The organism is Streptomyces sp. NPDC006339 (genome assembly GCF_040612775.1).
GTDB lineage: Bacteria > Actinomycetota > Actinomycetes > Streptomycetales > Streptomycetaceae > Streptomyces.
In genome coordinates this window covers 104,116-121,127 of sequence record NZ_JBEXQW010000015.1, presented here as the reverse complement: position 1 = coordinate 121,127, position 17,012 = coordinate 104,116, and the positions used below count along the sequence as shown (strand labels likewise).

The 17,012-nt window shown below is 70.3% G+C and carries 15 protein-coding genes; 2 read left to right on the top strand and 13 right to left on the bottom strand.

Translation table 11 applies throughout. From position 1 onward, the window contains the following. Window positions 1-16: 16 nt before the first annotated feature. Window positions 17-1,177, bottom strand: a complete 1,161-nt coding sequence (locus tag ABZ135_RS14855) for an NUDIX domain-containing protein (protein WP_356695556.1) — start codon at window positions 1,175-1,177, stop codon at window positions 17-19. 31 nt (window positions 1,178-1,208) lie between these two features. Continuing rightward, window positions 1,209-1,793, bottom strand: coding sequence for a class I SAM-dependent methyltransferase (locus ABZ135_RS14850; RefSeq protein ID WP_356695554.1), 585 nt, complete (start codon window positions 1,791-1,793; stop codon window positions 1,209-1,211). Between the two features lie 683 nt (window positions 1,794-2,476). Between ABZ135_RS14850 and ABZ135_RS14845 the strand changes: the two genes are divergently transcribed. Both ABZ135_RS14845 and ABZ135_RS14840 read left to right on the top strand, forming a co-directional pair. Continuing rightward, window positions 2,477-3,133, top strand: a complete 657-nt coding sequence (locus tag ABZ135_RS14845) for an AraC family transcriptional regulator (RefSeq protein ID WP_356695552.1) — start codon at window positions 2,477-2,479, stop codon at window positions 3,131-3,133. 67 nt (window positions 3,134-3,200) lie between these two features. Continuing rightward, window positions 3,201-4,076: a sterol desaturase family protein gene (locus ABZ135_RS14840; protein WP_356695550.1), complete on the top strand. Its 876-nt coding sequence runs from the start codon at window positions 3,201-3,203 to the stop codon at window positions 4,074-4,076. 467 nt (window positions 4,077-4,543) lie between these two features. On the opposite strand, the gene ABZ135_RS14835 is transcribed toward ABZ135_RS14840, so the two are convergent. The 11 genes from ABZ135_RS14835 to ABZ135_RS14785 form a co-directional block, all read right to left on the bottom strand. Continuing rightward, window positions 4,544-5,704, bottom strand: coding sequence for a nitric oxide synthase oxygenase (locus ABZ135_RS14835; RefSeq protein WP_356695671.1), 1,161 nt, complete (start codon window positions 5,702-5,704; stop codon window positions 4,544-4,546). Window positions 5,705-5,956: 252 nt separating this feature from the next. After that, window positions 5,957-6,616 carry a sterol desaturase family protein gene (locus tag ABZ135_RS14830; RefSeq protein ID WP_356695548.1) on the bottom strand — a complete coding sequence of 220 codons (660 nt, stop codon included), beginning with the start codon at window positions 6,614-6,616 and terminating at the stop codon, window positions 5,957-5,959. Then, window positions 6,613-7,455: an SDR family oxidoreductase gene (locus ABZ135_RS14825; RefSeq protein ID WP_356695546.1), complete on the bottom strand. Its 843-nt coding sequence runs from the start codon at window positions 7,453-7,455 to the stop codon at window positions 6,613-6,615. Before ABZ135_RS14825 ends, ABZ135_RS14830 begins: the two co-directional genes overlap by 4 nt. A 43-nt stretch (window positions 7,456-7,498) precedes the next feature. Further along, window positions 7,499-8,032: a flavin reductase family protein gene (locus ABZ135_RS14820; RefSeq protein WP_356695544.1), complete on the bottom strand. Its 534-nt coding sequence runs from the start codon at window positions 8,030-8,032 to the stop codon at window positions 7,499-7,501. Then, entirely contained in the window at window positions 8,029-8,523 is a 495-nt protein-coding gene (locus ABZ135_RS14815; protein WP_356695542.1) for an SRPBCC family protein, read from the bottom strand. The genes ABZ135_RS14820 and ABZ135_RS14815 overlap by 4 nt, the downstream gene beginning before the upstream one ends. A gap of 1 nt (window position 8,524) precedes the next feature. Next, complete coding sequence (locus ABZ135_RS14810) at window positions 8,525-9,811, bottom strand: aminotransferase class III-fold pyridoxal phosphate-dependent enzyme (RefSeq protein WP_356695540.1); 1,287 nt, start codon at window positions 9,809-9,811, stop codon at window positions 8,525-8,527. After that, window positions 9,808-10,884 carry an SDR family oxidoreductase gene (locus ABZ135_RS14805; protein WP_356695538.1) on the bottom strand — a complete coding sequence of 359 codons (1,077 nt, stop codon included), beginning with the start codon at window positions 10,882-10,884 and terminating at the stop codon, window positions 9,808-9,810. The genes ABZ135_RS14810 and ABZ135_RS14805 overlap by 4 nt, the downstream gene beginning before the upstream one ends. Window positions 10,885-11,061: 177 nt before the next feature. Continuing rightward, window positions 11,062-12,195, bottom strand: a complete 1,134-nt coding sequence (locus ABZ135_RS14800; protein ID WP_356695536.1) for an acyl-CoA dehydrogenase family protein — start codon at window positions 12,193-12,195, stop codon at window positions 11,062-11,064. A 321-nt stretch (window positions 12,196-12,516) separates the two neighbouring features. Continuing rightward, complete coding sequence (locus ABZ135_RS14795; RefSeq protein ID WP_356695534.1) at window positions 12,517-12,720, bottom strand: heavy metal-associated domain-containing protein; 204 nt, start codon at window positions 12,718-12,720, stop codon at window positions 12,517-12,519. An 8-nt stretch (window positions 12,721-12,728) separates the two neighbouring features. Next, entirely contained in the window at window positions 12,729-13,799 is a 1,071-nt protein-coding gene (locus tag ABZ135_RS14790; RefSeq protein ID WP_356695532.1) for a sulfite exporter TauE/SafE family protein, read from the bottom strand. A gap of 837 nt (window positions 13,800-14,636) precedes the next feature. Continuing rightward, window positions 14,637-16,898: an MMPL family transporter gene (locus ABZ135_RS14785; protein ID WP_356695530.1), complete on the bottom strand. Its 2,262-nt coding sequence runs from the start codon at window positions 16,896-16,898 to the stop codon at window positions 14,637-14,639. Window positions 16,899-17,012: the final 114 nt, after the last annotated feature.

Here is a 17,012-nt window from a genome sequence, read left to right as displayed (position 1 = left end):
GATGATGGCCGCCGGGCTAAGCGAGGCGGGTGCTGTAGGGCTGGAAGTCGGCCGGCGGGTGGTCGAGGGGGAGTTCCTGCTTCCACGCCGTCAGGCACTGGCTGCTCGGCACGAAGAGGGGCTGGGGCAGTGCGTCGAGGCTCCAGAACCGCCACGAGCCGATCGTCCCCTCCAGCTCCCGTGGTGTACCGGACCAGCGGGTGATCAGCGCAGGCACCGTGAGACGGAGGACGCCGCCCACATGGTCGAGAAGCGTGCCGAGCACCTGCACGTCGGCCGGATTCGCGATCAGTCCGGTTTCCTCGGCGAGCTCTCGGACCACGGCCTCGACGAACGTCTCGCCGGGCTCCAGCGATCCGCCGGGCACTTCCCACGTGCCGAGCCGGTGGCGTCCCAGCAGGACACCGTCGGGGCCGTGCACGATGATGCCGACCCCCAGCGCCGCGTGGGGCGCGGGCGGCGCCGATGTCCGGGGCCGGCTGCGGATCCGTTCCGGGCGGCGAGCCGCGTACAGCCGGTACGACAGCGGCTGGTCGGTCTGCGAGGAGTCGATCGTCGTGACCGTCTCCATGACGAGGCCGTGGTCGACGAGGAGGTCCTCCCACAGCTGCGGTTCGAGGACCCACATGGGCAGCTGGTGCTCGGTGTCCGCACCAGGGAGCCGCAGGATCTCGGGGCGGGCGGTGACGGCGTTGGAGGGGCCGTCGCCGTTCGAGTTGGTGTGCAGCGCGCTGAACAGAAGCCGCCCACCGGACCTGAGGCTGTTGGCCAGGGCGGGCAGAAGGCGGTGCGGATCCAGGAAAGGGACGCCGCTGACGGAGTAGATCAGATCGTAGGGGGCGGCTTCCTGCAGGTGGTCGACGGCGTCGGCGCACACCAGGCGAAGGCCGGGGGTGTCGGGGTAGCGGGCGAGGGCACGCTGGTGTTGAGTGGGGGAGGCGTCGACAGCGGTGACGTCGGCGCCGAGGGCGGCCAAGTGCGCGGCGTGCCGGCCGACTCCGGCTCCCAGGTCCAGGACGCGCAGGCCGGCGACCTCGCCGAGCACCTCGATGCCGGGCCCGGCCTGCGGGATATCCCAGGCCCACGTGTCCAGCTCCGGCAGGTCGAACGAGCGGCCGAGCTGATGGCGGCCATAGAGATTCCAGATCTCGCCGATGTCCTTCTCGACGTCCAGCACGAGGAACTTCCTTCCGTTCGTGGGCGGATGATCAGGGGCGCAGGGCATAGCAGCGCAGGACGTCGAGGTCGGCGGTCCGCGCGACGGACCAGCCGGTCGCGAGCAGCTCGGCGTCCGTCGGCGGGATGCCGAGTCCGAGGAGAGCCGGGTTGGTGGTCGTGCGGCGGCCGGCGATCTCGGTGACGACCCAGAACGTGCCGCCAGGCGCGAGCAGGCGGCGGACCCGGCCGAGGAATCCGGGCTTGTCGTCCATCCACCGGTAGACCAGACGACAGGTGATGAGGGCGTATGCCGGATCCGGCAGGGTGTCGAGGTCGCCCGTGGCGATGTCCAGGCACTGCCACGTCGGTCCGGGGCCGGGGCCCTGGGCGGCGGCGAGCGTGATGGCGCTGGGGGAGCAGTCGATGCCGGTCGTGCGGTAGCCGAGCTCGTGGTGGAGGTGGCGGGCGAGGGCGCCGTCGCCGCTGCCGATGTCGAGGGCGGGGCGGCCCTCGCCGGGGCCGAGGTGTTCGGCCACCAGCTGCTTCTCGGCCTGGCACAGCGGCCGGTATCGACGGCCGCTGTGCCACAACGGCTCCCAATAGGCCGGGGTCGCGGTGGATGCGGTGGCGGTCACGAGGTTCCCTCTCGGGCGGACGGCACGGCCGCGGGGACAGGTAGGACAGGCATGGTCCGCAGAGCGCGTACGGGCGAGGCCAGCAGCAAGAGGACTGGCACGATCTGGAGCAGGGCGCCAACGGCGAGGACGGCTGGCACGTCCAGGACGAGTGCGAGTGCGCCGGCGCCTGCGGCGGCCAGGGGACGGCTTCCGGCGGTCACGGTGGTGCTGACCGCCTGCATCCGGCCCTGAAAGGCCGGGTCGCACAGGATCTGCCGCAGGGAGTTCTCCGCGAAACCTATGTCTCATGAGACAGCGGCACCTCCCCCGGACCCTTGGCTAGCGTCTTGCCAAGGATCCTGACTGCCGTACGCCTCCGTTGCTGATTGAGACAGACTGCACCCGGAAGAGACCTGCGGAAGAGAATCACCCATATGGAGCTCGGGTGGCCCCATGGTGGACGGCCAGCGACGTGGGGCCGCTCGTGGCGGAGCTTCCGAGGCCCTTCCGCCAAGTTCCTGACGGATAAATGCCGTTCGATCGGCCGGTCGGCCGGGGATATCTCTGTTGTCGTGACGTTGCCTCCGGTGAGGTAGGTGTCGCCGGTGACCCAAGCGTGGGATGGCGAGGTAGCCCTCGAGCCGGGTCGGCTCACGTTCCGGGGGAGGATCGGGACAGCCCATGCGCATGCTCACGCCGCTGTGCAGATCTTGATCGTTACGTCCGGGACGGTCGAGTTGATCGACGGACACGGACATAGCAGGACGGTGTGCGGTGCGGTGATTCCGGCCCGGGCCGTTCACGTCGTTCGCTCTTACGACGCACGGGGAACTCTCGTGTACTGCGAAGCGGATTCCCTCCTGGGCCGCGCCGCGCAATCCCATCGAGCTCTGAGTGACCGGGTCTCTGACTGGGTGCGGGCAGCAGAGCAGTCCGAGGGGCCAGGGGAAGGTGCGGATCGGCTGGGAGATTCGCTGCTGGAGCTGATTGGGGAGCATGCGGCTGGTGTTGGTCACCCGGCAGTACGTGCTGCGATTGCTCACATTCGGTTGCTGCTGGGCGGGCCGGTCCATCTGGAGGACGTGGCGGCTGTCGCAGGGATCTCCCCGAGCCGGCTCGGACACCTCTTCGCACAGGAGGTCGGGATGTCCTTCCCGACGTATGTGCGTTGGGCGCGCTTGCGCCGCGCGATCGAGCTGGTCCGTGCCGGGGCGACGCTGACGCAGGCCGCGTACGGCGCGGGGTTCTGCGACAGCTCGCATCTCACCCGGGTCGTGCACGAGATGTTCGGCTTGGCGCCCTCGGAGCTCCTGCGCGGCGTTCGATGGCAGGACTCCACGACGGCGACAACGTCGTAGGGGGGCTCTTTGGGGCGGTAGCGGATTCGTACAAGCCGCTCACGGCTCAGGAGCGCACGCTGTCGCCATGGTCAGCATCCTCATCCGGTACGGATACGTCCCGCTGCTCTTGGTCGGCGTGAACGGGGCAGGTATCGCGCTGGCGGCCGCCGGCGCGTCGAAGGCGTGGCTGGTCGCTCTGCTGGGTGCCGCTGTGGCGGTGTCGTTCATGGCGGAGCGGCTGTTGCCCTATGCCGTGGAGTGGAACGTCCCCATGGCCGATCGCCGTCGGGATGTCGTTCACGCGGTCGTGAACGAGACGCTGATCCTCGCGAGCGTTGCGGCGCTTCCGGTGCTGGCCGGTGTCGTGACGGCCGTGGACGTGTGGCCCTCCGCCTGGCCGTTCGCCCTGCAGGTGTTGCTGGCGGTGCTGGTGGCCGATGCGGGCATCACGCTGGTGCACTTCGCGAGCCACAAGGTCGGGTTGCTGTGGCGGTTCCATGCGGTGCACCACTCGGTGAAGCGCTTCTATGGCTTCAACGGTCTGATGAAGCACCCGCTGCACCAGAGTGTGGAGCTGGCCGCGGGTGTCGCTCCTCTCCTGGTCGCCGGGATGCCGGTGGACGTTGCCGCGGCCCTGGCGCTGGCCGTCGCCGTGCAGCTGCTCCTGCAGCACTCCAACGCCGACTACCGGGTCGGGCCGCTGCGGTACGTGCTGTCGCTCAATGAAGGCCACCGCTTCCACCACCTGAAGTGGGCCGGAGTCGGCGACGTCAACTTCGGCCTGTTCACGCTGCTTTGGGACCGGATGCTCGGCTCGTACTCCTTCGATCCCGGTCGGCGATTCTCCACCGATGACCTGGGCATCGCGGCCAAGCCGGGCTACCCGGCGGGCTATCTGGCGCAGTTGTCGGAGCCGTTCCGCGGTCGCGGCGCGTGTACGTCTGAAATGGATGGTGGATGAAGCTGTCTGGAGTTCGGGGCGACGGTCGGCGTGGGGCCAAACGCGCCTTGTCCGGCTCCGGGGCGGCCGATGGCCAGCGCCGGTCGGCGGGCGTGGACGGTCAGGTAGGTCAGGCCGTCGTCACCGGCCTCGATGGACCGGTGAGCGGAGCGCGGTAGCCATGCGATCACCCCGGCTGTGAGGACGCTGTCGGCGGCGCCTTGGCCTGAGCTGAGAAGGCCGTGCCCAGCGACGATTACGAGGAGCACGTCGACGGTCTCCTCGACGTGGTCGTCCACGCTCGCACCTGCAGGAAGGCGCACGACATTGGCATCCAGGCCGCGGCCGGGTTCGGTCAGGCGCCACAGGGCGCCACGGTGCTGGGAGTTTGCGGTGGCCAGAAGGCGGCCGAGTTCAGCCAGGATCCCAGGGTTCGGCGGCTGGCGGAGCCCGGTGGCCGGGCTGGCGGCGTTGTCCATGGAGCCCGGTCAGCCGTGGCCGAAGGGGCATCCGCCTTTGCCACGGGCTTTGGCGTCGTCGTCGAGGTAGAAGTTCGGGCGCTGGTCGGCTTCTTCGTAGTAGCGGTGGAAGACCGGGGTGATGCCGCCGGAGACGGGGGGCACGATCCAGCTCCAGTCGGCGGGCACGGTGCGGCCCTGCTTGGCTTCCTTGGCCAGGTGTGTCATGAAGTGCCGGGACTCGGTGTGGTGGTCGCTGATCTTGACGCCGGCCTGGGTGAAGGAGTGCAGCACGGCGACATTGAGTTCGACCAGGGCGCGGTCGCGCCACAGGGTGGCCTCGCTGCTGGTGTCGAGTCCGAGGTGTTCGGCGATGACCGGCAGCAGGTTGTACCGGTCGGCATCGACGAGGTTGCGGGCGCCGATCTCGGTGCCCATGTACCAGCCGTTGAACGGGGCGAGGGGGTAGTTGATGCCGCCGATCCGCAGCCGCATGTTCGAGATGGCCGGGACGGCGTGCCAGCGCAGGCCGAGGTCGGCGAAGTCGGGGCGGTCGGGGTGGGTGAGGTGGACTTCGAGGACGAGGTTCGGGGGGACGTCGAACAGCTGGGGCTTGTCCTGGTCGGTCTCGACGACCCAGGGCAGCACGTCCCAGGCGCCGCCGGGGGCCTGCCAGCCCAGGCGCTTGACGGTGGCGGTGAAGTCCGCGTAGGTGGGGTCGCCCACGATGTCCCCGTTGTCCTGGCGGTGGCCGGCGTAGCGGATGAGCTGGTCGTTCCATACCCGCGGGGCCCGGCTTTCGGGGGTGTCGGGGGCGAAGATGGAGATGACCGGCCGGATACGGCCGCCGTTGGTGGCCTGGCGCAGGTGGTCGCCAAGGTGCTGGTGGACGTCGTCGGCGGTGGTGGCCTGGCGGCGGTCCAGGACGCGCAGACTCTTCCAGTACAGGCGGCCGATGCACCGGCTGGAGTTGCGCCAGGCGACGCGGGCTCCGAAGACGAGTTCGTCGGCGGTGTGGGTGTAGGTGCCGGTCTCGTCGATCTGGGTGCGTATCTGCTGCAGCCGTGCGGTGAGCGGGACGGGCTGGTCGGGGTGCTCGCCGTGGTGGAGGCGTACGAACTCCTCCGCTTCGCCCCCGTCGGCTTCGGCAGGGTGCGGCTGACCGCTCGTTGTGGGGCGGGGAGCCGGCATGCCGGGATCATCGGCGGTGGTGTCGAGGGTGTAGATGCGAGCCAGAAGCGTTTCGGAGTTCATGGGTTCCTCGCGGGTGGCGTTCGGCTCCGGCAGCGGTCCATGCGCAGGCGGGCTGGTGCCGGGAGAGCTGTGGCGCGATGGTGGGCGCGGGCACCCGTGCGGGGGCATCGACGACTTCGGGGGTGAGCCGTCTGCCGCGCAGGTGCCCGCGTCGGCGAAGGGGCCGGGTCGCTGGGCCGGCGGGGTGGTTCAGGCGGCCAGGTCGTTTGACCGGGACTGCCGGGCGATGGAGGTTCCGAACAGCTCGTCCCAGTACGGGGCCGAGATACCGAAGCCTTTGGTGTCGTCGCGGAAGTGGTGGCGCATGTGGAGTGAGCGCAGGTGCCGCATGAGCCGGCTCCTGGGGGTGGCGAGGTGGAGGTAGAGGTGGAACAGGTCGTAGGTCAGGTAGCCGAAGGTGTATCCGGCGCCGAAGATCAGCGGGAGTGACCCGAGCCCGGAAGCCAGGTAGATCGTTCCGGCGACCATCGGGATGCTGAGCAGCGGGCTGAGGATGGAGCGGCGCGGATCCGTGGGGTAGTCGTGGTGGATGCCGTGCAGGATGTAGTGCAGGCGCGCACCGAAGCCCTTCTCGGGCTCGTAGTGGAGCACGATGCGGTGTCCCCAGTACTCCGACAGCGTCCACGTCACGTAGCCGGCGGCCGCCCATGCGGCCAGCGACCAGCCGTCGGCGTCGCCTAGGGAGAACCACACGCAGGCGACGATCACCGGAGTGAACATGGCGACGGTGGTGACCGGGTGGACGTGGATGAGGTGGTCGAGCCAGCGCCAACCGACGACGGCGGGCGCGGTGCCCCGCCGGACGGCGCCCTTGTAGTTGCTGGGGCGGGCGGGCGTTTGCGAGGTCACGCCCCGGCTCCTTCCGCGGTGGGGACCTTCACCCGGGCCTCGTAGGCGATGCGGGCCTGGTAGTCGGTGGTGCGCAGCAGCTGGTCGGCCTTGAGGAAGCGGCCCATCGCGTCCCGCCAGGGCTGGGGCAGCAGGAACAGGGAGCGGGTGACGGGGTTGGTCCAGCCGGGCACGTACCGGTTGTAGACGGGCCGGCGGGCGGTGCGCAGGACGGACTTGGCGATGTCGTCGGGAGTGAGCAGCGGCACGAAGCGGCCCTTGCCGACGCCGGAGGTCAGTTCCGTCTGGGCGGGGATGGGCAGGATGATCGACAGGTCCACGCCGGACCCGCGCAGTTCGGCACGCACGCCCTCGGAGAGGCCGACGACGCCGTGCTTGGCGGCGGAGTAGGTGGCGCAGCCGGGCAGGCCGATCATGCCGACGGCGGAGACCATGTTGATGATGTGGCCCCGTCCGCGCCGGCGCATCGGGCCGATGGCGGTCTTCATGCCGTTGAGGGTGCCGAGGAGGTTGACGCCCAGCTGGTGGGCGGTGTCCTCGTCGGACTCCTTCTCGAAGGGGCCGACGATCATCTCGCCCGCGTTGTTGACGAAGATGTCGATCTCGCCGAGGTCGGCCTCGACCGCCTTCCAGAACGCCTGGACGCTGGCCGGGTCGGTGACGTCCAGCGGGTAGGCGCGGGCGCCGATGTCGGCGGCGACCTTGGTCGCGAAGTCGTGGTTGCGGGCGCCGATGGCCACCTTGGCGCCGGCGGCGATGAACTGCTCGGCGGTGGCGCGGCCAATGCCGCGGCTGCCGCCGGTGATGGCGACGATCTTGTTCCTGATGTCCCTGGGCACGGTGGAAGCCTCCAGAAGGGTCGCGGTCGGTTCGGGGCGGTGGTCAGGCGAGGATGCGGAAGGTGCGGTTGTGCCAGAGCAGCGGGTGCCCGCCGCCCAGGCCGAGCCGGCGCACTTCGGCGGTGAGGATGGTGTGGTCCCCGCCGGGGTAGGCGGCCTTGACGGTGCAGGTCAGCCAAGCCAGCGCGTCGTTGAGGACGGGCAGGCCGTCCTCAAGGCCGTGTGCGGTGGCCGCGAAGCGGTTGCCCTGGTCGAGCTGGGGATCGGCGAACCGTCGTGCGAGATGGGCCTGGTCCTCGCGCAGCACGTTGACGGCCATCACGCCGGTGGTACGGATCCGGGCCAGGGTGCGGCTGTGGTTGGCCGCGCAGGCCAGGAGCATCGGCGGATCGAGGGACAGGGAGCACACGGCGCTCGCCGTCATGCCCGCCGCCCCGGTGCCGTCGGGTCCGCTGGTGGTCAGCACGGTCACGCCGGAGGGCAGGTGGGCAAGGACGTCCTTGAACTCCCGCTCCGTTACCGGTGGTGCTGCAGGGACCGGGTGAGGGAGCGCCGTGGTGGTGAGGGCGCCGGTCACGGTGCGTCCGCTGCCGCTGAGGCGCCGACGGGTTCGGCCTCGGGGGTGGTGAGGGTGATGTGCTCGCCCAGCAGGCCGCGCAGGACGAGGCTGATCGCCTCGATGAGGGCCTGGCAGGCGATCGGGTCGATGATCGCGGCGAGGCTGGGCATGCCGAGGTCGAAGCGGGCGGTGAACCGTACGGTGACCGCGCCATCGTCGTGGCCGTGTACGGTCCAGGCGCCGTCGAACTGGTCGAAGTCGCCGTCGGTCTGGGTGAATTCGATGGTCAGGTTGGCGGCGTCGATGCGGTCGCGTTCGGACCAGCACAGGATGCCGTTGCGGAAGTTCACCGACCAGTCCGAGTCCAGGGTGTCGCCGCCGGTGTCGGTGACGGTCACCTCGCGCACGGCTTCGGTGTACTTCGGGTAGGCGGCGAAGTCCCGCAGGCGTTCGAAGACGGCCGGGGCGGTCGTGTCGGGTATGAGGGCGTCGAGGGTCACCTCGGGCATGTCAGCGTGTCCCCTTCGTAGAAGCGGTGGTGCGGGCCAGAGCGGTGGCCGCAGAGGTGAAAGCGCGGGTGATCCAGTCCAGGTCGGCGGGTGTGAGCACCGCGGGCGGGGTCAGGCGCACGACCCGGTGGGCGTTGAGGGAGTGGTTGACCAGCAGCCCCGACTCCAGCAGATGCAGGACGAGTTCGCCGGCGGCGCCTTCGTCGCGCATCTCGATACCGAGGAGCAGGCCACGGCCCCGGATGTCCACCACCGCCTCGCCATGCAGCGGCGCCAGCGCCGAGTGGAGCCGGCCCAGCAGGTCCTCGCCCAGGGTGCGGGCACGCTCCACCAGGTCCTCGTCGCGGATCGCGGTGATGGCGGCCGCGGCGGCCGCCATCGCCACCGGGGAGGCTGCGAAGGTGGAGGTGTGCAGGAACGGATCCTTGTCGAACGGCGCGTATGTCTGTGGCGTGGCGACCGCGGCGGCAACCGGGATCACACCGCCGCTGAGGTTCTTGCCGACCAGCAGCACATCCGGCCGTACCCCTTCCGTGTCGGCGCCCCACCAGGTGCCCAATCGGCCGAGGCCGGTCTGGATCTCGTCCAGGACGAACATCGCCCCGTGCTCGGCGCACAGCCGCTGCACCTGCGTGAGGTAGCCGGGCGGCGGCAGGACCGCCCCGCCCTCGCCCTGCATGGGCTCGAGGATGACGCACGCCGGATCCCCGTCGGCGAGCGCCCGCTCAAGGGCGTCGGCGTCGCCGTAGGGGACGTGCTCGGCCGGCAGCAGCGGCCTGAACGGGTCCTGGTAGAGGGGCTTGGCGGTGACGGCGAGCGCGCCGGTGGTCTTGCCGTGGTAGCCGCCGGTCGCCGAGATCAGTCGGCGCTTGCCGTGGGCGCGGGCCAGTTTGATCGCGGTTTCGGTGGCCTCGGCACCGGAGTTGACGAAGTGGACGCGCTCCAGGCCGGGGGGCGTGACGGCGGCGAGCGCGGCCGCCGCTGTGGCCGCGGCCGGCTCCAGAAGCAGCCGGGTGGCCATCGGATGGCGGCGGATCTGCTCGATCACGGCCTCCACCACACGGGGGTGGCGGTGGCCGAGGAGGAATACCCCGTACCCGCCGCAGTCCAGGTATTCCTTGGCGTCCGCGTCCCACACGCGGCTGCCCTCGGAGGCGACCTCCATGGCGGCGCCAGTGAGCGACGCCAGCCGCGCCCGGCCCTTGCTCAAGTGGCGGCGGTAGATGCCCAGCACCTCGGCAGCCGACGCTTCGGCGGTTGCGGGGGCGGGGAGCGTCAGTTCGGTCATGCCGGCACCTGCTCGCCCGCGAACGCCGGCTCCGGCGCGCGGCGGATCATGCCCTTGGCGTGGGCCATGTAGGCGACCGACGTCCGCAGCGCGGCCTCAAGCTCGCTCGTGTCCGGTGCCTTGGGTATCCCGGCGATCTGGCCCAGACTGGTGGGGAACACGTGGCCGTGAGCGAACAGCGCCGTCATGGCGAGCATGTCGTCGAAGCGGCGACGCGCCCGGGCGTGAAGGTTCGCGATGAACACCGGACGGATGAGACGGTCGACCATCTCCGGGCCGACCATGCGCGGCCGCACAGCAGTCAGGCCCAGCTCCTCGGCAGTCTCGCCGATGACCTGCAGGGCACGCTGGGTGCTCAGCGCACTGGTCCCCGCGGTGACCCAGACCTCGCCGTCCCGCCGACCCCGACGGATCAGGCCGGCGATCGTGGCGGCGACCAGGTCCTGGGGAACGAAGTCGATGGGCGAGTCGGCGGGCACCGGCACCAGCGGAAGCAGGCCGCGCAGCAGCCCGTGGATGATGCCGTGCATGCCCTGGAACGCGGAGATCGCACCGGTGGCAGCGTCCCCGATCACCACCGACGGCCGGACGATCACCGCCGGGACGCCCGACGACCGCACGACGTCTTCGCCGGCGCGCTTGGAGTCCAGGTAGTCCTCCGGCCGCGCGGTGGCATCCCCGTGGTCCTGCCCGAGCTGGGCCCGGGTCAGGTCGGTGCGGTCCACGAACGCGGTAGACACGTGATACAGCACGGCGCCCGCGTCGGCGGTGAGCTGCACCATCTGCCGGGTCCCGGCCTCGTTGAGCGCGTGGGTGGCCTCCGGGCCGCTGGAGAAACCGGTGATGGCCGCGCAGTGCACGATCACGTCCACCCGCGTGGCGAGACGCCGGTAGGCGTCGGCGTCCAGGCCGAGCCGGGGAGCAGTCAGGTCACCGGCCAGCTGCTCATCGGTGCCGGCCACCGGGGTGTGGTGGGTCAGGGCGATGGTGTGGCAGTCGGACAGATGGGGCAGCAGCGCGCTGCCCACGACACCGGACGCGCCGGTGAGAAGAACGGTGGGATGGCTGGGCACGATCGAGCACCTCACGGACAGGTCAGCGGGCGTACAGGAGTCGAAGGCAGGCGGCAGCCGTTCGAAGGCATGGCCGAAGCGGTCGCGGACCGCGCAAAGTGCACGCAGCCGGAACCGTGAACGATGAGGAAGAGGGACGACGCGGCACGAGGGGCCGCGCGTCAACGGGGCCTGAGCTCAGGGGATGCGCAGAGGGGCGCGGCCGGTGAAGTATTCGGTCAGCGGGGCGGCCATACGAGCCCGGGACGGCGGGTGGAAGGCCAGGGCGCGGCAGGCGGAGTTGAGGTAGGCGACGTCACCGGAGCCTATGAAGGCCATGCCGCCCAGCGCCTCCACACACAGCGACAGAACCCGGTTGATCGCGTCCTGGGCGGCGTACCGGCACATCAAGGACCGCGACAGCGTGTCCTGGGTGACACCGGCCGTTGCCACATCGGCGGCGAGCCCTTCCAGTGCGAGGGCGACGGACTCGACGCACGTCACCGCTTCGGCGGCGACAGCTGTGTCCCCGCGGGTGTTGCCGAGGGTTCGCTCGACCAGCGCGGAGGCGGCGCCGAGGTAGCTGGCGGTCATGAGACCTTCGAACCAGACGAAGCCGACGGTCTGCAGCTGGTCCAGGCGGCCGTCCGCGGTGACGTCCGTCCGCACCAGCAGCTCGGCCGGTACCTCGACGTCGTCGAGGACGACCTCGTCGCTCTCGGCGCCTGCCAGGATCGGGCTGCCCCAGAACGGCTTGACCGACACGCCCGGGGCGTCGGCGGGGATCAGGGCGATGGCCAGCTGATCGTTGCCGTCCGGCCCGGGCAGGGGCAGGGACGCGGTGAGCAGGTTCATGGAGCGGGCAAGACTGCATGGCTTCTTCGACCCGCTGAGGAACACCTTGTCACCGTCGATGCGGGCGGTCAGGGACGGGTTGAGGATGCCCTGACCGGTGCGTCCCTCGGCGAAGCCGGAGGCGAGCAGCAGATTGTCCTTGGAAATGGCGGCGAGCAGCATCCATTCCATGCCGCTGCTGGTGGCCGCCGCCTCGACCAGCGACGCCACGGAGAAGTGGTGCATGGTGGTCGCCACGGCGAGGGAGGGGGAGCGGGAGCCGATCGCCCGCTGCACGCGCAGGGTGGTCAGGAGATCCGCACCCCGGCCGCCATGCTCGGTGGGCACCAGCAGGCCAGGACCGCCGGCGTCGCGGAACAGCTTCACGCCAGGGCCGTCGGCCGCCTCCAGCCCGGCCAGCGGGATCGCGGCCAGGCTCTGGTCGAGGCCGGGCAGCACTTCCTCGACGACGGTACGTTCACGCTGCAGAAACCGCATGGACCGGGTCCCCCCACCTGGTAGCTGAACACGTATCTGGCCACTTGGGACGCCATGCGGAGAGCTTGGTCGGACGTCCCAACGGCACGGCCCACGCTATGAGCCGCAGATGCAGCACCCGTGCAGCGGACCTCTAAGTTCCGCTCATGAGTTCGACATTATCCCCTTTGGGTGATTCTGCACGGCAGGGAACATGGCAGTGGACGACGCCGTGCTAGGGGCCCAAACGCTTTGTTCGTCCTGCCGGCCTCGGGAGGTCCCCGGCCTTTCGACCGCGAGGCCAGGCCCACCAGGGGTGTGGTGGCGGGCCTGGACGGTGGTTCAGCTGACCGGGACGGCTGTGTATCCGGCGTCGGCAATGGCCGCGACGATGCGGGTGGGGTCCACCGGCTCGGTCACCTCGACGACAGTGCGTTCGGTGCGGACGTTGGTGGTGCTGGACGCCACGCCAGGCAGTTCCTCGACCTCATCGTCGATGAGAAGCCCGCAGCTGATGCAGTGCATGCCGGTGACGGCGAATTCCATATGTCTGGTCACGAGGTGGCCTCCGAAGCGGCGGGGGACTGAGGCTGAGCGGCGGTCTGTCGGAAGGTGATCTGACCGCCGTACATGCCCATGCCGCAGGTGAAGGTGAGGGTTCCGGCCTTGCGGGCACCGAGGGCGATGTCGGTCTGGCCGTCGGTAGGGAGGATCTTCTGGATGCCGAGATCGGGGACGACGAACGCGCGCACGCAGCCGCTGGTGTTGCTGGTGGCGACGACGAGGGTGGTGGGCCGGTCGGCCTCGGCCATGATCGTGGCCGGCGTGTAGGAGTTGGTGCGGGCCTGGACGGTAATGGTCTGACTGCCGTCCGGGTTGATCGTCACGGTATCGGCGGCGACAGTCTCCGCCGCGGTGGCCGGCGGAGTGGCTGAGGGCCACCATCCGCCCAGTCGCAGGCCGGAGCCGAGGGACCACAGAGCGACCAGCAGAACGATCACGCCGGTGACCATGGTGAGGCGGCCCTGCCACAGTCGGGCGGCGGATCGGAGGAAGAAGCCGAGAAGGGCGAACAGGGGGCCGGTCCCGAGGACGAACCCGGCCATGACCGATGCCCCGGTGATCGCGGATCCGGAGGTGATGGCGATCAGCTCGACGCTGAGGGTGACACCGCAGGGAATGAGGACGGTGAGGAAGCCGAGCACGGCCGGGGTGGTGACGGCGGCCGACTTGGACGAACGCCGCACTCGCCGGCCCCAGGAAGCGGGCGGCCGCGGCACGAACCGGCGCACAGCCTTCACCCCCAGCATGTCGAGAGCGAAGATCACCATCAGCGCTGCGGCCGCCATCAGCAGCGCGGCCTGCGCACGCGGACTGGGCTGGACGGCCGCACCGAGCAGCCCGAGAGCGGCGCCGAGCAAGGTGTGGGAGGCGAGCTTGGCGCCGAGGAACGAACCGACGGGCGCGAACAGGCCGCTGCGCTCCCACGCCTCGCGGGGCCATTGGGTGGCGCGGCGGCCGACGGCACCGGCAAGCAGGCCGCCTTGAACGGCGGCACACGAGGCACCGCCGGCGAACAGACCGGTGGTCACACCGGTGACGAACAAGGCTGTGGTAGAAGCCATGGAGAGAATCTTTCTCGTCTGCATCGCAGCAAGGTTCCGGACAGGCCGAAGCGCCGCCGAGCGGCCGTGAGGCCGAAGGGGCGCGAGGGTGCCTAAGTCCGGCTGACGCAGAGGAGCGAGATGGGATCAGGTGCCCGAGGCCGAGCACAACAGGCGGATGGGCCCCGTGTCACGGGCATGTAGTCACCGGGTGCCTGCGGTGCCTGCACCATGTGGGGTGCGGCGAAAGCGCCAGAGGCGGGGAACGACGCTGAGGCCAGCGGACAGTCCATGGCCGTGGAGGGACAGCCGCCGGACATGCCGTCCGCGGCGGTCTCCTCGGCGGCCCCATGCTCCATGGCCACTGAGTCGGCCAAGACAGGCGCGGACGGCGGCATGACGGTGCTCATGGCCATTGCGTGGCTCGTGCCCCACATCAGGAAGCCACAGGCCAGCAGCAGACCGGCCACCAGGATGGCGACGGCCGGACGGGGCCGGTGAACAGGACGCGAGGACACGCCGGCGATGCTACCCGCCACCCGGAGCCGGGCCGCTCGCGCCCACCCTCCTGGCGGGGCGGGTCCCGCCCCGCCCCACCAGGGTCCCGCGGCGGCGGCTGACGGACTGAGATCCGGCTGCCGGCCAGCGCCCGCGACATCGGTGCGACGGTGTGACCGAGCGGGGGTGGTGATCGGTGCGAGCACGGACCGGCAGACAGCGAGGCGTGGCGGGCCGACGTCAGGCGGCCGAGGGAGTGCAGCTGCTTACCGGAGGTGTGCTGCATCGACCCGGTGGGGTGGGACGCCAGCGCCGGCGGGGCGCGGACCGTCCTGGCCCGCGCCCCGCCGGGTCTGTGTCTCAGTCGTCGAGGCCGATCTTCTGGTGCAGACGGGCGAGCGGCCGTGGGGCCCACCAGTTGGCGCGGCCGGCCAGGCGCATGAACGCCGGGACCAGGATGCCGCGGACCAGGGTGGCGTCGACGATCACCGCGAGCGCGAGGCCGACGCCGAGGAGCTTGAGCGGGGTCAGGGAGGACGTGGCGAAGGCGAGCAGGACGGTCGCGACCAGGGCGGCGGCCGCGGTGACCAGCCGGCCGGTGCGCTCCAGGCCCCAGGCCACGGCGGAGACGTTGTCGCCGGTGCGGTGGTACTCCTCCTTGATCCTCGACAGGAGAAAGACCTCGTAGTCCATGGACAGGCCGAAGGCGACACAGAACATCAGGATCGGGGTGTCGATGTCGAGCATGCCGGTGACGGTGAAGTCACCGACCAGCCAGCGCAGGTGTCCGTCCTGGAAGACGTACACCATCGCCCCGAAGGTGGCCGTCAGGCTGAGCAGGTTCAGCACGATGGCCTTAAGGGGGATGAGGAGGCTGCCGGTGAACAGGAAGAGCAGCACCATGGTCGACAGCGCGATGATGCCGAGTGCCCAGGGCAGCTTGTCTGCGAGGGTGGCCTTGGAGTCCACCAGCAGTGCGGCCTGTCCGCCGACGAGCACGGTGTCCGGTGCGGGCTGCGCACGGAGCGTGTCGACCAGGTCCATGCCGCGCTCGGAGTAGGGCTCGGTGTCGGAGACCACAGACAGCCAGGTGCCCTGGTCGGCCTTGAACCGTTCGGACGCTGGGCCAGGCGGAGCGATCTGGGTGCCTTCGCTGTAGGAGCCGGTCACGGCGTCGACCCGGGTGATGCCGGGCACGGTGGACAGCTGCTTGGCGTAGTCGGACACCTTGATGGATGCCGAGGCCGGGTCGATGTCGGGCAGGACGACGTTGAGGGGGGAACCTTCCCGGTTGTCGAACTCCTCGCGCAGCACCTGGGCGCCCTGGTACGCGGGGGAGCTGGCGGGCAGGACCCGGTCGTCGCTGTCGCCGAACTCGGCCCGCATGAACGGCAGGCCCAGCGCCACGAGGACGGCTGCGATGGTGAGCGCGAACGGCAGTGGCCTGCGCATAACCGCCATGGCCAGCTTGTGCCAGAACCCTGCGGTGTCGGTACGGGCCGCGGCTGTCTTGGCGCCTCGGCGGAAGAGGCGCCGGACGTTGAGGGCGTCGATGCGGTGGCCGAGGACGGCCAGCAGGGCGGGCAGCACGATGACGGAACCGAGCGCGGCGAGGATCACGACGGCGATGCCGGAGTAGGCGAAGGACCGCAGGTGGTACATGGGGAAGACGAGCATCGCCGACAGCGACACGGCCACCGTCAGGGCGGAGAACAGCACGGTGCGTCCCGCGGTGCGTACGGATTCGGCGATCGCGTCGTGGACGGTGCGGCCACGGGCGAGTTCTTCGCGGTAGCGGGTGACGATGAACAGGCTGTAGTCGATGGCCAGGCCCAGGCCGAGGGCGGTGGTGATGTTGACGGAGAACACCGAGACCTGGACGACCATGTCGAGCAGCCGCAGGATGACGAAGGACCCGATGACGGCGAGGATGCCGACCGCGAGGGGGGTGCTGGCGGCGACCACGCTGCCGAACACCAGCAGCAGGATGACCAGTACCAGCGGGCCGGACAGCAGCTCGGCCTTGGTGAGGTCTTCCTCGCTGCGCTTTTCGATCTCCATACGCACGGCGGTCACGCCGGTCGCGGTCACCTTCAGCGGGCCCTGCTCGCCGACCACGTTCGGCACGATCCGTGCGGCGGACTTGCGAACCTCGTCCTCGTCGCCGGCCAGGCGCACCATGATCAGTCCGGTGCGGCCGTCCTTCGAGCGGAGCGTGGGCGCCTTGTCCAGCGTCCAGTAGGACGCCGCCTGCACGACGCCCGGCTCCTTGGCCAGGCGGTCGGTCAGCTCCTTCGCTTCGCTGCTGACGTCGGGGCTGTCGACGCTGGTGTCGGCGGCGGCGATGAACACCAGGTGCGGGGAGCCGCCCTCGAAGCGGGTGTTGAGCAGTTCGTCGGCGCGGGCCGACTCCGAGGCCGGAACGGTGATGCCGCCCTCCGACAGGCGGCTTTCCACATCGGAGCCGAACGGCACCGCAACGACCAGCGCCGCCAAGGTGACCAGCAGGACCAGCAGCCGGCGCTTTGCCAGCCAGCGGCCCAGCGCGGCCAGACCCTTCGGTGCGACCGGCGGTGCGGACTTGGTCGGCGTCTCGCTGCGGACAGTGGACTGGGAACCCACGCCTCCTCCTTGGAGGTGAGATAAAGGGATGCGGCCCGGTGGGGCGCGCACGAAAGGGAATAAGGGGGCCGGAAACAGCGGCCTGAATAGACGCACCGCGCATGGCAGTGCCGG

Coding starts and splice junctions, on each gene's coding strand:
- ABZ135_RS14840 (WP_356695550.1), top strand. CDS start 3,201: ATGGTCAGCATCCTCATCCGGTACGGATACGTCCCGCTGCTCTTGGTC.
- ABZ135_RS14835 (WP_356695671.1), bottom strand. CDS start 5,704: ATGCCGGCTCCCCGCCCCACAACGAGCGGTCAGCCGCACCCTGCCGAA.
- ABZ135_RS14815 (WP_356695542.1), bottom strand. CDS start 8,523: ATGCCCGAGGTGACCCTCGACGCCCTCATACCCGACACGACCGCCCCG.
- ABZ135_RS14810 (WP_356695540.1), bottom strand. CDS start 9,811: ATGACCGAACTGACGCTCCCCGCCCCCGCAACCGCCGAAGCGTCGGCT.
- ABZ135_RS14800 (WP_356695536.1), bottom strand. CDS start 12,195: ATGCGGTTTCTGCAGCGTGAACGTACCGTCGTCGAGGAAGTGCTGCCC.
- ABZ135_RS14795 (WP_356695534.1), bottom strand. CDS start 12,720: ATGGAATTCGCCGTCACCGGCATGCACTGCATCAGCTGCGGGCTTCTC.
- ABZ135_RS14790 (WP_356695532.1), bottom strand. CDS start 13,799: ATGGCTTCTACCACAGCCTTGTTCGTCACCGGTGTGACCACCGGTCTG.